The sequence below is a fragment of the Chryseobacterium sp. KMC2 genome, from assembly GCF_016756935.1.
In the GTDB taxonomy this organism is placed as follows: Bacteria; Bacteroidota; Bacteroidia; order Flavobacteriales; family Weeksellaceae; genus Chryseobacterium; species Chryseobacterium rhizosphaerae.
Map to the genome: position 1 here is coordinate 58,114 of NZ_JAESIT010000008.1, position 15,737 is coordinate 73,850.

The following is a 15,737-nucleotide window of genomic DNA, read 5'->3' on the forward strand; positions in this document are numbered from 1 at the left end:
CACCTGAATAAGAATTTGTATGCAAGGAATTTGTAACTTGGTTAGTAGATTGATAATTAAATATTGCAATGAAAAAAACATATTTTCTTCTTTCTGTATGGGGTTTAGCACTTGTCAGTTCTTGTGAGAACAATGATGATATTGGCAATAAATCTTCACAAGAGCAGGAAGTACACGACAAAATTGTAAATGTCACTCATCATGACGGGAGGCCTTTCAGTACGGGAGGAGCATCCGGTTCTTTACAGGGCAAGTTTGTAGCCGGTCCCGGTGGGGGAGTTCTGATGCAGGGATTTTATTGGGATGTTCCTGAAGGTGGTAACTGGTGGAATACTGTTAAAGATAAAGTGACAGCATGGTCCAATGCCGGAATTGGAGCAGTATGGCTTCCTCCGGCTTCTAAAGCTCAAAATGGGCCTCTTTCAATGGGATACGATCCTACAGACTATTATGATTTTGGAAATTTTAATCAAAACGGGACTACCGAGACCCGATTTGGATCGAGAACTGAGCTGGAAGCACTAATTACTAAAGCGCACAGCGAAAATATGCAGGTGTTTGCTGATATTGTCATCAATCACAACAGTGGCGGGCAGTCTGAAGCCAATCCTTATACCGGAACGAATACCTGGACCAACTTCTCAGGAGTAGCTTCCGGAAAATTTCAAAGAAGCTATGAAGACTTTTATAAAAATGCATATGGAAATAATGATGAAGGTTCTTTCGGTGGATTTCCAGACCTGTGTCATGCCAATCCTCATGTACAGGACTGGTTATGGGGAAGGGATGATTCTGTAGCAAAATACTATAAGAATGTGATGAAATTTGATGGCTGGAGATTTGATTATGTAAAAGGGTTCGGACCTTGGGTAGTGAATACCTGGAACGCTAAGGTAGGCGGATTTTCGGTTGGTGAATTATGGGATTCTAATGTCAATACACTGGAATGGTGGGCGAATAATGCAAACAGTTCCGTATTTGATTTTGCTGCTTACTATAAAATGGATGAAGCTTTTGATAATGGGAATCTGAATGTTTTAAATGATGATATGATGTGGAAGAGGAATCCCTATAAAGCAGTCACTTTTGTTGCCAATCATGACACGGATATTATTAACAATAAAATGCCGGCGTACGCTTATATTTTAACTCATGAAGGCTATCCAACCATTTTTTACAGAGATTATGAAGAATGGCTGAACAAAGAAAGGCTGAATAACTTAATTTGGATTCATAATAATAAAGCTACCGGAACAACTTCGATCTTATATACTGATAATGATGAATATATTGCAAGACGTAATGGGTATAATGGAAATCCAGGGCTTGTCGTTTATATCAATACTTCGTCAAGCTGGCAGGAAAGATGGATTGAGACCAATTGGGCCAGTCAGCAGATCAAAGATTTTACAGGAAGCTCAAGCTGGTATCCTACAACTCAGGGAGATAAATGGGTGAAGATCCAATGTGCCCCGAATAGTTATTCAATTTGGTCACTGAATCAATAAGTACTAAAAGCGATTAATTTAAAATTAATCTATATATCATACTAGTCATTCTTTAGGAACCTTAATAATGTATTTTACTATTAAATCGATTAGGTTTTTATGGAATGACTTTTTGCTGTTTTGGTAGGAAAAAATGCTTTTCTTGAAGAGAGAAAAATGTATTATTGAGACTCTGCCTGATTAGACCTGAATAAATTTTTTCTTCTGATGCTGATCCGGCAAATAACATTTTTGGTTAGCCAGTTTCATTCTGTTTCTGGAAATCATATTGTAAACCTTATCACTTAGAAATGCAGGCATTAGTTTTCCAATGGCTGAAAGTTTGTAAATTCCACCCAGCAGGTCAGCAATTTTAAGTACTGCTCTCGATTTAATCAAATAGTATTGTTCCGGCTTCCAAAGATACATGGTATTGAAATCCTTTGTTTCCAATCCTCTTTCAGATAAAAACTGCTGTCCGAAATCAGATTGCAGTGAAGCAAACATAAATCGGTCTTTCTTATCTCTCTCCAAAATCCATTGTACCCAGAAATTACAGACACCACAGTCTCCGTCAAAAAATACAATATATTTGTTTTTCCAGTCTTTCATGATTTCTATTTATTAAACATGATACTTCTTTCGGTATCCTCTTTTACTTTTTTAAAATATTGAGAAAGTGCTGTACGCTGCTCATCTGTCAGTTTTGCGTTCTGATGTCCCAAATAATAAGACTCCAGAGGCATTTCTTTTTTTTCTATCATTTCTAAACATTCTTCAAGCTTATGAAGCTGTCTTTTAGATTCGTATACTGCAAAGGTAGAAAAATTAAGATGTTTTCTGCCTTCATTGACATGATTTTTTACAACCCATGATGCCGGTGAAATATTGGCATACCATGGATATTTGGTTTCATTGGAATGACAGTCATAACAAGACGTACGTATAATTTTGGCTATATGATCCGGAGTGTTTTTAATTTTAAGAAAATCCATACCCGGTGTGGGAACAGGATTGGTCTTGTCAATAGGAAAAAACTGGATCATAATAAATGCCACAAGAATGACAACTAATACTTTTTTCATAGATGTTCATATTTCTTATTAGGATAAAGGTAGTTAAATTATTTTTTAGGCTAAGTAGAGATTGAAATATTTTGTGGACAGCCGGAGGAAGGAAATGGCAGCACGAACTTTAGATAAGTCATAGACTTTTACTAATTAATACAAAGATCATTGATTCCCCTTTGATAGGGATGAAACTTCTTGCTTTTAGCTTTCTTATGTATTTATTTTTTAGAAATTATTACGTTGATTTATTCTAAATTGAGTAGGGTATTGATGTTTTTTGTCCACATTAATATGAATTTTCACTAACTTAATACCACAATTATGTCTTTAGTTTGGATGCTGTCGGAAATGCTTCTTTATAGTTTTTAACTATCATTGAAATAATTATTAATAGATTGTATTTATTAAACGAACGTTGTAAGTTTGTCATGTTCTTACAACAGAACTTTACTTAAACTATAGTAATCAATATAAAAAATAAATAAACGACAATGGAAAAAGATTCGAATGACATCAGTAAATGCCCGTTTCATAATGGGACTATGAAAAAGAATGTAGCGGGTGGCGGAACCCAAAACCTGGAATGGTGGCCTGATCAGCTTAGAGTTGATATGCTGCGCCAGCATTCATCACTGTCTAATCCTATGGACAAAGACTTTGATTATGCTGAAGCATTTAAAAACCTTGACCTAGAAGCCGTAAAAAGAGATCTTCATGCATTGATGACAGATTCTCAGGACTGGTGGCCGGCCGATTTCGGACACTATGGTCCTTTGTTTATCCGTATGGCGTGGCACAGTGCCGGAACCTATCGTGTGGGTGACGGAAGAGGTGGAGCAGGAGCGGGACAACAACGTTTTGCACCCCTGAACAGCTGGCCTGATAATGTTAGTTTAGATAAAGCAAGAAGATTGTTATGGCCGATCAAACAAAAATATGGGAGAAATATTTCCTGGGCAGACCTTTTAATCCTTACCGGTAATATCGCGCTGGAGTCTATGGGATTCAAAACGTTTGGATTTGCTGGTGGCCGTGAAGATGTTTGGGAACCGGATATGGATGTATACTGGGGTTCGGAAAAAACATGGCTGGGCGGAGACGTACGATATGCTCACGGTTCAGATGGCGTAGTGGAAGGACATGCAGCAGTTCTTCCTACCGATGATAATGCAGACGGTGATATTCATTCCAGAAATCTTGAAAAACCTCTGGCAGCCGTGCAAATGGGATTGATCTATGTAAATCCTGAAGGTCCGGACGGAAACCCTGATCCTATTGCTGCCGCTAAAGATATCCGTGATACTTTTGGACGTATGGCGATGAATGATGAGGAAACTGTAGCCTTGATTGCCGGAGGACATACTTTTGGAAAAACCCATGGAGCCGGTCCTGCAGATCATGTAGGTAAAGAACCTGAAGGTGCAGGAATAGAATTACAGGGATTAGGATGGGAAAGCAGCTACAAATCGGGAAGCGGAAAAGACGCGATCTCCAGTGGTCTTGAAGTAACCTGGACAGAAACTCCGACTGAATGGAGTAATTATTTCTTTAAAAACCTGTTTGAAAATGAATGGGAATTGACGAAAAGCCCTGCCGGAGCTCACCAATGGGTAGCAAAGGATGGTGCTGAAATTATTCCTGATGCATTTGATTCCACTAAAAAGCATAGACCAACAATGCTTACTACAGACCTTTCATTGAGACTGGATCCTGTTTACGAAAAAATTTCAAGACATTTTTATGAAAACCCTGATGCCTTTGCCGATGCCTTTTCAAGAGCATGGTTTAAACTTACCCACAGGGATATGGGACCTCGTGCCCGTTATTTGGGACCGGATGTTCCTCAGGAAGAACTGATCTGGCAGGATCCTATTCCGGCCGTGAATCATGAGCTGGTCAATGCTGCAGACATTGAACATCTTAAAACTAAAATTTTAGATTCCGGATTGAGTGTTTCCGAGCTGGTATCTACAGCCTGGGCTTCCGCATCTACTTTCAGAGGAAGTGATAAACGTGGTGGTGCCAACGGAGCGAGAATAAGACTGGAGCCTCAGAAACATTGGGAAGTAAATAACCCTTCGCAATTACAGAAAGTATTGGGGATTTTGGAAGGAATTCAAAACGAATTCAATGCTCAAAATGGAGGCAAGAAAATTTCACTGGCGGATATCATTGTATTGGCCGGAACAGCAGCTGTAGAAAAAGCTGCGAGAAATGCGGGACATGATGTTAAAGTAACATTTGCTCCCGGTAGAATGGATGCTTCTCAGGAACAAACGGATGTGGAATCTATGGGATACCTGGAACCTATTGCTGACGGATTCCGTAATTACCTGAAAAGAAAATTCTCAGTTTCTACAGAATCTTTATTCATAGATAAAGCACAGTTATTAACGCTTACCGCTCCTGAACTTACTGTTTTGGTAGGAGGAATGCGTGCTTTAGATACGAATTTTGACGGTTCAAAACATGGGGTATTTACTACCCGTCCCGGAGTGCTTACCAATGATTTCTTTGTTAATCTTTTAGATATGGGAACACAATGGAAATCCATGTCAGAAGATAAAGAACTCTATATAGGAACAGACCGTTCAACAGGTCAGCCAAAATGGACAGCTACTCGTGCTGATCTTGTATTCGGATCCAATTCTGAATTGAGAGCTGTGGCCGAAGTGTATGCAAGTGCTGATGCACAAGGTAAATTTATCAATGATTTTGTAGCCGCATGGACAAAAGTGATGAATCTGGATCGATTTGATTTGGATTAAGAGATCATCTCTATCATATAAAAAAGACAGCATCACTGCTGTCTTTTTGTTTTTTAATATACTTGGAGCCTGTTATGTAGAGTCAATACCTTAGTGGGTTAATATTAATTACGCAACATTTTTGCAGAAATAGAAGGGACCCATATTAACAAAAGCTGATAAAAGAAAATTATGATGGGAATGACTTTAATAAAAAAGATGTTTTTTACATTTTTATAGTTATTTCTAAAGCCGTCATTATTTTTTAGTACAGCATTATTTTCTATGTTAATAAAATTTTTCATGATATTTAATATTACCACTGATAATGAAAACATGAGTAATATATAAAATAATTTATTTGAAATACTGGTATAAATCGTATTCAGACAAAATAATAATATCAGATTTAGGAGTAAAATGATAAGCAGCTTGGGTTTTATAGAAAATGCTTTGTTATACTTCATGAAGAGGATGAAAGATATTGCTGCAAAAAATAAAGAGTATAATAATTTGATGATGAAATCCATTGAATAGATAATTGCTTTTAATCCTGTTAAAAATGTATGAAGTTTGTATAAAATAGTTTCAATGCAATTGATTAAGAATATATAAAAAACAAAAACCATCCTTAAAAAAGGATGGTTTGTAGACCCACAGGGAATAACATCTTATATTTGTTTACATCTTATTGAATTAATTTATTTGTTCAAAATATTGATTAATAGTAAATTAAATTTTATTGCATGTAAATAAATTCAAATAGATTCAGAATTTACAGTGGCCAAAATAGTGACCAAATTTTAAATATTCGTATATTTGTTATGCGAATATTCTTTATTTTATGGCACAATACAACAACGAAACAGGAAGCGTAAATTTTAGACTGAAAGAACCTAAAGCGGAAATCTCCCGAATAATGGGAAGATATTCGTTCAAAGGTTTACAGGCGGATTTTTCGACAGGATTAAAAGTTGCTCCGTGCAACTGGGATTCAGATACTAAAACGATTACTTCTGGGATAGAAAAAAGAGAGATTAATCAGAAGTTAAGTAAGTTCAAAATTTCCATTGTAGATACTCACAAAAATTTCAATGAGAATTATAATCGTATGCCAACAAAAGAAGAACTTAAAACCATTGTTGATAACGCTATAGATGGAAAAGAACTTAATACAGTTCAGAGAAATAAAAAATCTTTTGATGATGTTTTTCAGGAGTTTATGAGATTGATTGAACTTAAAATTAAGCGTGCTATTGCGTCAGGACAAAAACCATTACATAAAAGTTATGTATCATCTTTCAATGTGATGTATCGAGATTTAAAAGATTTTGCCGTAGATAATAATATTTTCCTAGATATTGATAAATTTGATGAAACACAGTGTTTAGAGTTCCAGAACTGGCTTTTGGGTACTGAAAGGGTAGGAGAGCTGAGTACGCTCAGAACCCGAATCAAAAGATTATCTGCGGTACTTAAGCGAGCATTTGAAAAAGGCTATACAGAGAATAGAAGCTATATGCAGGATGAGTTTAGTGTTAAAGTTCCTCCAAGTTTCCATACAGTACTAACAGAACCTGAAATCAAAATATTATACGAACATGATTTTTCTGGTTCGCCTAGATTAGAGAGAGTTCGAGACTTATTTGTTCTCGGTTGCCATAGCTCACTCAGGTTCGGAGATATTACACGAATCGAAAATGGACATATTGAACTTAGCTTAGGAAATATCAGTATTTTGTTAAATAAAGGTTCTCGTGTTGATAAATACAAAACGGTTAATTTCCCGATTTTTGGATATACAGGAGAAATCCTGAGTAAATACAATAATGATATTAAGAGTATTGCTATATCTAACCAAAATACGAATGATTATCTCAAAGAACTGTTTAAGGTTGTTCCTTATTTTGGTGAAAAGGTAATAACTCGTGAACGTCCTACTAATGATGGGGTAGTATTTGAAACGATAAACTTTGCTGATAAAGTAGCTTTTCATGATTCTAGGAGGAGCTTCTGTACTAACCGATATATAGAGGGATGGGATTTGTTGGAGATTTGGCAGTATACTGGACACACGGACGAATCTGTTTTCAAAACCTATTTCAAACCTACCTTTGAACATGAACAGGTAAGACAGGAGAGTATCAAAGCAAGAAACGAAAAACTTCAAAAAGTTGACTTACAAACTAAAGAGATTGAAGAATTGAAAGCCCAAATGAAGAAAATGAAAGATCTTCTTATTGAGAGTGGGAATAGCGAACAGTTAGGCGAGATCATTAATATCAACAAAAATATTTCATAATCCCGAAAAGTTAAAATTTCGGCACGGTATTTGAATTTTTTTTTAAAAGTTTCAATTCTGAAAAATAAATTATATCACTTAGCAGTGATTAATATGTAAGTAAGATGTGAAACGAGCGAAAAAGTTCTTTAAGATTATTTCAAGTAATTATATAAGTCTTCATTGGAGCGACCATACCAAGCATTATTCTAAATATTGGGGGAGCAGGATCTTTTTCAGGCGGATAATTATGTCCGAACTTTAAAAAGTGAAAATAATTACACCAAAGATTGTGTAAATACAGTTTTTGAAGGTTGCGGGAATCCCTCCGAACTAAAATAAGAGGCGAAGATTTATATTTCAATGGAGGAAATCTGTTTAATCTTGAAATAATCATATCTGAATGTAATAAAAAGACCAATTACTTTAAAGAGTACTAGGGGAGTCACCTATTTAAAAACGATATTGGCAAAAATCGAAAGTACCTAGAAAATAGGGTCGTGGGATGCACACATTATAACGCAATTTTGGAAATGTAGGGAATAATTATGTCCTAGCAATAACAATAAGTCGGAAGCGGTCACACAATCGCAACAAGGGGCTACACCTTATAAAACACGTATTCTGCGAAATGTCGATGAATAATTATGTCCGAACATTAAATTTTTAACAACTATTAACAAATATATAGGCTCAACCTTAGCGGTTGGGTCTTTTTTTATGTCTAAATAACAATATCAGGAAATCTCGAAAAGGGGTTTCCTTTTTTTATGCCTGTATGCCAGGTGATTGAACAAATAACAATAAAAAATATACATTATGAACAACACTAACACCAACAGTGACAACAGACCACTATTCCAACTTACAAAAGAAGAACTTATGCAGGATTTTGAGCAAATAGTTCGTAAAGTAGTCAACCAAATTCAGGTTGAGCAAGTTTCAAAAGATGAAAAAGAATTTTATACCCGTAAAGAAACGTCTGAACATTTAAATGTTAGTTATTCAACACTCCACAATTGGAGAAAAAGCGGAATTCTAACTCCTATTAAGATGGGGGCAAAGGTATATTACTCTAAAGATGAGGTATTATCAAGGCTGAAAGGAGAATAGTGAGCGCATAAGAAAGATCTTTTTATTATTATGCCGTACAAAACAACTTTTTTCTACTCGCCGATGAGTATAACGCTGAGAAAGCAGGATCTTTTTACTACTACATCGCACAACACTGCGCGCAAACCGTAAGAGCCTTTTAAACGCTCCAAAATCAACTAAAATTTTTCTTTTAAAAATCTGAATGCATTGCAAAAAAGTTATGTACAGCCATTGTTATGCCCTTTTTATAACATTATTATGGATGAATATTATATTTTAATACCCAAAAGTCTGAATCTAGAACAAAGATTATCTAAATTCCCTCCTGATTTTGAACTGAGCCGAGATTATTGTTATTATTTTATCTCTGAATTGATAAAACAAGTGTCTAATCAAAACTGTTCGGATGAATTCAAAGATTTCCATACTGCGACAACTCATTTTACCTCAAGATGCGCAGGAATTAATCAATCTATTTATAGAAATTCAAGATTGCACATAGATTATCTTTATCAGGACTTCGGAGGTGAGGGCAGAATGTTGTGGAGACATAATTATAAGCCTGGCAGTTGTTATTCATATTACTTACCCAAGTATTATTGGGGAGATGGTGAGTTGGAATTGATTTGTATCAGAGAAAAAGCGTTAGTTGAAAAAGTCAGAAAAATCAACAAACCAAGTGTTGATAATGCCGTCCGAAAACATCTTAATTTTACGATTCAATACTTTGACACTAAACGTATCGAATTAGATCATAAATCACCCTTAAATGAGCTGTATTTGGACTATAAGCGGACAGGAGATTACGCAAAATACTTGAAAAATGCAGTTATGATACAGAATCTTAAAAATAACGGTTTTCACTTTCATTACAACCCAGAAACGGACGGCAGATTGCATACAGCATTATCGCAGTTCCCTAAGATAGGTCGAAAATATTTGAAATATGACGGGGAACACATAGCCGAAGTCGATTTATCATCTTCAGTACCTTTTTTTCTAGCTTATCTACTTTCTCTACCTGCATCTAGTAAATCCGCCGTACTACATGCACACTTACCACATAGTGAAAACCTATTATACCATTATATGCTAGTAGAATCTTCGGTAAGCCCCTCTACAAAGGAGATAGCAGATTTCAGAGAACTTGTGCTAAATAATCAGCTTTATGAGTCATTTATGACAAGTTTTATGGACTTACAAAACTTTGATTCTGGCTTTGAAAATATGTTTGGGAGAGAATTTGACGGGGATGAAGATGAACTCCGAAAATATACTAAAAAAAGACTGTTGTCTATGTTCTTTGCTCATCAGAAAGAATACAAGCAGGAACAAACTGTTTTTTATAGTTATTTTCCAACGATATATCAACTTATCAAAAAATATAAACAAGCGAAATTTCAGGGTGTTTCGAAGTTTGAAAGACACAAAAGGTTTTCGCATTTATTGTTTCAGTTAGAATCTCATTTTATGCTGAATATTATTGCTCGTGAAATCAACAATAAATTCAAACGAAAGATTCCATTTTTTACACTTCATGATTGTTTAATGGTCAGAGAATCTGATTTAGAACAGGCTTATGAGTTGATGAATGAAATATTTATACGTGAGATTGGTTATGCTCCGAATATGACTAAAAAAGTCTGGAAATAAAAGAATTAACATTAGTTTGTTTCTGTCAAATAATAATTTATTATTAATTTAAAAGTTTTTATTTTTAAAAACTCTATGTATTTTTACTAAAAAAACATTACCATGATTGACGACTTCAAAGATGAATATTTACCAAGATTAAATAAAAGTTACTTATATCAAACTATAACAAAAAAATGTAGCGAAAAGGACAGTGAAGTAATAGCTTTAATTAATGATATTGTTTCATATTCTTTAAATAGAACTAAAACTATCATAAAACATATGGGAGAATTCACATTGCATGATAGTGAACATCTATTTAGGGTTTTGTTATTAATGGAAAAGTTACTACCTGAAGATGTAATAGAAAACTTAAGCGTTCCTGAGCTCATGCTTCTTATATGTTCTGCTTTTATGCATGATGTAGGAATGGCTCCTGAAGAAGAAGAAGTACTAGAATGGAAAAAAGTTTGGGATTTAAAACCATCCCTTAATGAGAAGTTACAAAATACATTTATTGAATTTAAAAGATTTTACTATTCTCAACCACATCAAGTTGAGGGAATTAACAAATTAATTTCACAAAATAACTTTAGTCAAGCAGATATTATTAAATCTCATATAATTACTGAGTATATAAGAAAGACACATGCTGATAGGATTAAAGATATTATTCAAAAACATTGGGAGGGTAAGATTAAGTTTAGAGATAATGATTTAACCGTAGAACTTGCTCAGATATGTCTAAGTCATAATGAAGAAGCTTTAAAATTATTAAGGTTTGAAAAATATATGATTTGTGGGGAACAAATTCATGTTTGTTTGCCTTTAGTAGGGATAATACTAAGACTAGCTGATATTCTTGATTTTGATGCTAAAAGAACTCCCGCAGTATTATTCTCTCACTTATATGTTAAAGAACCTGTTTCATTAAAAGAATGGAATAAGCATAGAGCGGTTGAAGCATGGGATATATCGTCAGAAAGTATATATTTTACGGCTAAATGTGCACATCCTGCCATTGAATCCTCTATTCATAGGTTTTGTGATGATATAGATCATGAATTGTCCGTCTGCTATAATTTAGTTTCGGAATTGAATGAATTTAATAAAATGAAACATCGTGAAATTCTTATTAAAATACCATATAAAGTTTCAAGAGAAAAAATCACCACTAAAAAGAACATTCATGACAAACCAATTTACATTTATAAAGATGTTCAATTTAACTTAAGCAAGAAGCAAGTTATTGAGTTGCTTATGGGAACAAAGCTTTATGGAAATCCTGAAGTAGCACTGAGAGAACTTGTTCAAAACTCTATTGATGCGTGCTTATTGAGACAGAAGCAGGAGAATAAATGGGGAACTATTTATAAACCAGAAGTAACAATAAAATATTTAACTGAAAATGAAGATAAAATTTTAATTGTTGAAGATAATGGCACTGGAATGGATGAATATATAATTGATAATTACTATTCAAAAGTTGGATCATCATTTTATAAGTCATCCGATTTTTACAATATGTTATCTGAAAATAATGCTGAATTTACCCCTACTTCAAGATTTGGTATAGGTATATTATCATCTTTTATGGTTGCTGATACAATAATTGTTGATACTAAAAGAGTATATGCAGCACACAAGTCGAGTGAGCCAATAAATCTTACTATTGAAGGACAGGAAAGTATTTTTTGGATTAAAGAAGGTTCACGAGAATTACCAGGAACAATGACTAGGTTGCAACTTCGGAAAAATAAAAACCCATGGCAGAGTTTCAATGATGCAGCGTTTATTAAATCTGTAAAAAATAGCATTCGTAATCCACCATTTACTATAAATATAATAACAGATAATGAAAATATTAGTTATAATGAAGAGAACTTTGACTCTATTACAACTAATGATTTAAAAGATGGCGATTGGTCAACTCATCCAAACGTTCAATATTATACTATTAAATTTGATGATGTAGATAGAGGAATAAAAGGTGTTTTAGAGATTGGTATTTTACAAAGCAAGGGAGTTCCAACACATGAAATAGAATTACCTTCTAAAACTATAGATATAGCAGGAGTAAATTATGAACTAGATAAAAAAGTTTGGTTAAGAGATAATTCTATTCAAGAAAATTCAACACATATAAATATAAGTGATGATTATAATATAAATACAAATAATTCATCAAGAACAATAGCAAAATCAAAATCAAGACTTTCATTACATGGTATAGATATACCAACATCACTATTTCCTGAATGGTATTATAAAAGAGATAATCAAGCAGTTTTGTCATTTCCATTCCCAATATTAATAATAGTTGATGCATTTGGAAAAACGGATTTGGATTTAAATTCAGCTAGAACCGAAATTGTTTTAAGCGATAAGTGGAGAGATTTTGAAAAAAAACTTTCACAAATAATTTGTAAAGAATTATCAAATCAGATAGATCCTGAAAATTGGAAAAAATTAAAAGATATTTTTTTAAAATCCTCTAATAATGAAGTGTTTAAAGATGTTTTGAATAGCTTCTAAATTTCCTTATTTTGAAGTACGAATAGCCTTAATTAGTTTCAGTTGGTATTTTTTGTGGAATGTTTATGTAATGTATGTTTGAAAATAAAAACAACTCTATTGTGTCTTCCCGTAAGGAAATATATTAATATATAAATATCTTTACGTGTACATATATTTAATTTTATATATTTGATTAACAGTGGCTTATGTGTGAAGTGTATAAGTGATTAGTCTGCTATTAGCAAACTTTTTATACATAAAATGTACACAAATTTGAACAAATGTACGTACATTTACACAATATGTGTAATTATAATTACAAGTCTCTGTATAGTTGTACAAGTTGCATAAAAAAAATACTCCTTGTTTGTACAAGGAGTATAGATAAAAAAGCTGGCTATTTTATTTCAACAGTGAAAACAAATACGCCTCCTTTTGGATGGTAGATTACTTTACCATTTTTTCTGATAGATCTGGTAAATACTTTTTTATAAGTTTTACCGTCTTTTTCAAAAATTTCCATTGACTCGGATTTTTGAAGTTAAACAGATTACCAAACAGCTCAGGTTGCACCCTGAGTTGTTTTGTTTACATGCTGAGCGTCTCCGCCTGTGTGATAAATTAAGTCGATTTATCATGTCACATAACCTTCTCTCACAAAGATAGAATAAAAAAAAACTAGTAAACAACAATATGTTAGTAATTACCTATTAATGTTAGCTTTTTTTCGTTTTTTGTTGTGTAATTCAAGATTTTATTGTATAGATTATCCATTGTTTTTTATTAAATAATTTATTATCACAATAAAAATGGATATTTTAGTGATAAAAACTTGTAACAAAACGTAATGGATAAAATTTTTGAGAAACTTTTTGGCGATTTTACAATTCAAAACTTTATTAAATGGTTAAAAGAATTATTGGTTTTTTATAGACACCCATATATTACAATAGAACATATTTCGAGGCATTCTTCTGGGAATATTTTTTCTCAATTTTTATTTTATCTTCTTTTTAGTAATTCCTTTTATTTTCTTTTTTCTAGGAATGAAAATGGATTTCCTTTAAATTTCAATCTTGCATTAGACGGGGTTTTAAGTCAGTTTCCTCTCTTACTTTCTTTTACTGTTTCTTCAAAAATTGTAACAAAAAAATTTAATATAAGTAAAATTATTATTTTCTTATTGTTGGTTTTGTTTTCTTATACACCTCTACAAATCATTGTTTATAGTAATTTTCTTCGTTTTGAAAATTATGTTTTCTCATATATTTCAAGCATACTTTCATTTATTCTAAGTTTGGGTATAGTTTTTTTATGGTCTTTTGCAATTGAGATAAATAAGATGAAAGCAATAAAAATGATATTAATCAATTTAATATTCATTAATTCTTCAACTTTTTTTCTTGATTATGTCAAAATTGACCCTTATTCACAACCAATGACATTTATAGGAGATGATCCCATATACAAAGATTATAATCAAATAATAAAACATATTTATTCTAAAGAAAAGACACCTATTGCGTTTGTTTATGAAAATATTGAAACCAATCTGGATTTAATTGGTTTGGAAAAAAAGAAAAAATTAAATGTTTTGATTGGTACAATTGATGGAAAAACAAATCAATTTACAACAACATACAAATCTACACAAGAATATAAGGAAAGTATTGCAGTAAACATTGAAAATTTGCAAAATTTAGATAGTATGATAGTTTTTCGTCGAAATAAAATTATTTTGTCCAAGTGGTATAATCAATTTAACAAGATAAATCAAATTATAAATGAGCATTCAACCACTGAATATTTTAAAGAAAATGTGAATACATTTGAACATATTCTTCCAAATAAATATCTGCAAAGAATCGTTTACACAGATTTAATTGTAGACTTAGTAAACTTAGAAGATTATCATAAAAATGTTTTGAAAAATCATACGAACTGTAAAAATATTGTAGAATTAGCCCCCTATATAATTAACTTACCTGCACGTTTCGTAGATAATTTTATTGTTTCTAACCTTAAAAGTGATACCTTAAAGAAAGGACCATTAAGATATAACTTTGAAAATTTAGATGATGAGATTTATCATCGATATAATACTAAATAGTTTTATTACTTTAATAGAATATAAAATAAATATCCTAATTCTATTAAGGTAAGAATAATTGAAATGAAAATTACATAGGTAGAGAGCTGACCTAATTCATGAGTATACTTTAAATCAATTTTTTCATTTTCTTTCTTTTCAAGTTCAAAGTATGCATGTCCGATTGCTCTAAAAATTATTAACTCATAAAGAGTTATAAAACAACAGAAATAAAAGGCAGGATATTGAGAATTTTAATATGTAGGATATTTTTGTCGAATTGAAATAAAACTAAAAATGCAGCACTTAATATCGTATTTAGAGTGAACATCTTATTAATCAAACTATCTCTAAATTTATCACCTTCCTTCATTATTTCATTTTGAAGCTCCAGTTTTTCTTTTTCTATTTCTTCCATGGTTATAAAGTAATAAGATGTATCCCGAGTTCCAAATATACATAAACATATAATATATAGCTAATCTTGCTTATTTTTACCAAAATATAAGTCGCTATTGATCCTATGTTCTTCTAATAACTTAAAACCAGGGGTTGTTAAGTCTAAAGGAATTTTAAAGCATTTAGTATTCTTGTCGTAAATGACTGATCTATTGTTTTCCTTGTGAATAGTGGATAACTCTATCATTTTTAAAGAATCTTCGTCGGCTTGAATTGAATGCTGTTTGAAAATAGCTAAAACCGTTTTCTTGTCAATCAAACTGTTCATGCGTTCAAGCTTTTTTATTTCATGGTATCTGATATAAAAATACTGGATGCTATTTGTTGTATAAGTAGAAAGATATTTAACGTCAACCT

12 protein-coding genes are annotated in these 15,737 nt (G+C 32.5%); 7 read left to right on the forward strand and 5 right to left on the reverse strand.

The genetic code is table 11. The annotated features are described in order from the left end of the window. The first annotated feature begins 68 nt into the window (after window positions 1-68). Window positions 69-1,508 (forward strand): alpha-amylase, encoded by a 1,440-nt coding sequence (locus tag JML65_RS11060; protein ID WP_084085393.1) that lies wholly within the window; start codon window positions 69-71, stop codon window positions 1,506-1,508. A gap of 180 nt (window positions 1,509-1,688) precedes the next feature. Here the strand turns inward: JML65_RS11060 and JML65_RS11065 are convergent, their stop codons facing one another. Both JML65_RS11065 and JML65_RS11070 read right to left on the reverse strand, forming a co-directional pair. Beyond that, window positions 1,689-2,099 carry a thiol-disulfide oxidoreductase DCC family protein gene (locus JML65_RS11065; RefSeq protein WP_202270908.1) on the reverse strand — a complete coding sequence of 137 codons (411 nt, stop codon included), beginning with the start codon at window positions 2,097-2,099 and terminating at the stop codon, window positions 1,689-1,691. A gap of 5 nt (window positions 2,100-2,104) precedes the next feature. After that, entirely contained in the window at window positions 2,105-2,572 is a 468-nt protein-coding gene (locus JML65_RS11070; protein ID WP_202270909.1) for a heme-binding domain-containing protein, read from the reverse strand. A 476-nt stretch (window positions 2,573-3,048) separates the two neighbouring features. Between JML65_RS11070 and katG the strand changes: the two genes are divergently transcribed. The 5 genes from katG to JML65_RS11095 all read left to right on the forward strand — a co-directional run bounded on the left by katG (window position 3,049) and on the right by JML65_RS11095 (window position 12,850). Beyond that, entirely contained in the window at window positions 3,049-5,325 is a 2,277-nt protein-coding gene (katG, locus tag JML65_RS11075; protein ID WP_202270910.1) for a catalase/peroxidase HPI, read from the forward strand. Window positions 5,326-6,148: 823 nt separating this feature from the next. Next, the gene (locus tag JML65_RS11080; protein ID WP_202270911.1) at window positions 6,149-7,606 is read left to right on the forward strand and encodes a tyrosine-type recombinase/integrase; all 1,458 of its coding nucleotides are present in this window, start codon (window positions 6,149-6,151) and stop codon (window positions 7,604-7,606) included. A gap of 798 nt (window positions 7,607-8,404) precedes the next feature. Beyond that, window positions 8,405-8,698 (forward strand): helix-turn-helix domain-containing protein, encoded by a 294-nt coding sequence (locus tag JML65_RS11085; protein WP_202270912.1) that lies wholly within the window; start codon window positions 8,405-8,407, stop codon window positions 8,696-8,698. 240 nt (window positions 8,699-8,938) lie between these two features. Continuing rightward, window positions 8,939-10,333: a hypothetical protein gene (locus JML65_RS11090; protein WP_202270913.1), complete on the forward strand. Its 1,395-nt coding sequence runs from the start codon at window positions 8,939-8,941 to the stop codon at window positions 10,331-10,333. A 102-nt stretch (window positions 10,334-10,435) separates the two neighbouring features. Beyond that, entirely contained in the window at window positions 10,436-12,850 is a 2,415-nt protein-coding gene (locus JML65_RS11095; protein ID WP_202270914.1) for an ATP-binding protein, read from the forward strand. 379 nt (window positions 12,851-13,229) lie between these two features. Here JML65_RS11095 and JML65_RS24005 read toward each other — a convergent pair whose 3' ends face one another. Beyond that, a complete protein-coding gene (locus tag JML65_RS24005; RefSeq protein ID WP_262896497.1) occupies window positions 13,230-13,355 on the reverse strand; it encodes a hypothetical protein in 126 nt (41 codons plus the stop codon). Window positions 13,356-13,679: 324 nt separating this feature from the next. On the opposite strand from JML65_RS24005, the gene JML65_RS11100 reads away from it, so the two are divergent. After that, window positions 13,680-14,942, forward strand: a complete 1,263-nt coding sequence (locus tag JML65_RS11100) for a hypothetical protein (RefSeq protein ID WP_202270915.1) — start codon at window positions 13,680-13,682, stop codon at window positions 14,940-14,942. A gap of 193 nt (window positions 14,943-15,135) precedes the next feature. Here the strand turns inward: JML65_RS11100 and JML65_RS11105 are convergent, their stop codons facing one another. Continuing rightward, complete coding sequence (locus tag JML65_RS11105) at window positions 15,136-15,339, reverse strand: hypothetical protein (protein ID WP_202270916.1); 204 nt, start codon at window positions 15,337-15,339, stop codon at window positions 15,136-15,138. Window positions 15,340-15,399: 60 nt separating this feature from the next. After that, a complete protein-coding gene (locus JML65_RS11110) occupies window positions 15,400-15,648 on the reverse strand; it encodes a hypothetical protein (protein WP_202270917.1) in 249 nt (82 codons plus the stop codon). Between the last annotated feature and the right edge of the window lie 89 nt (window positions 15,649-15,737).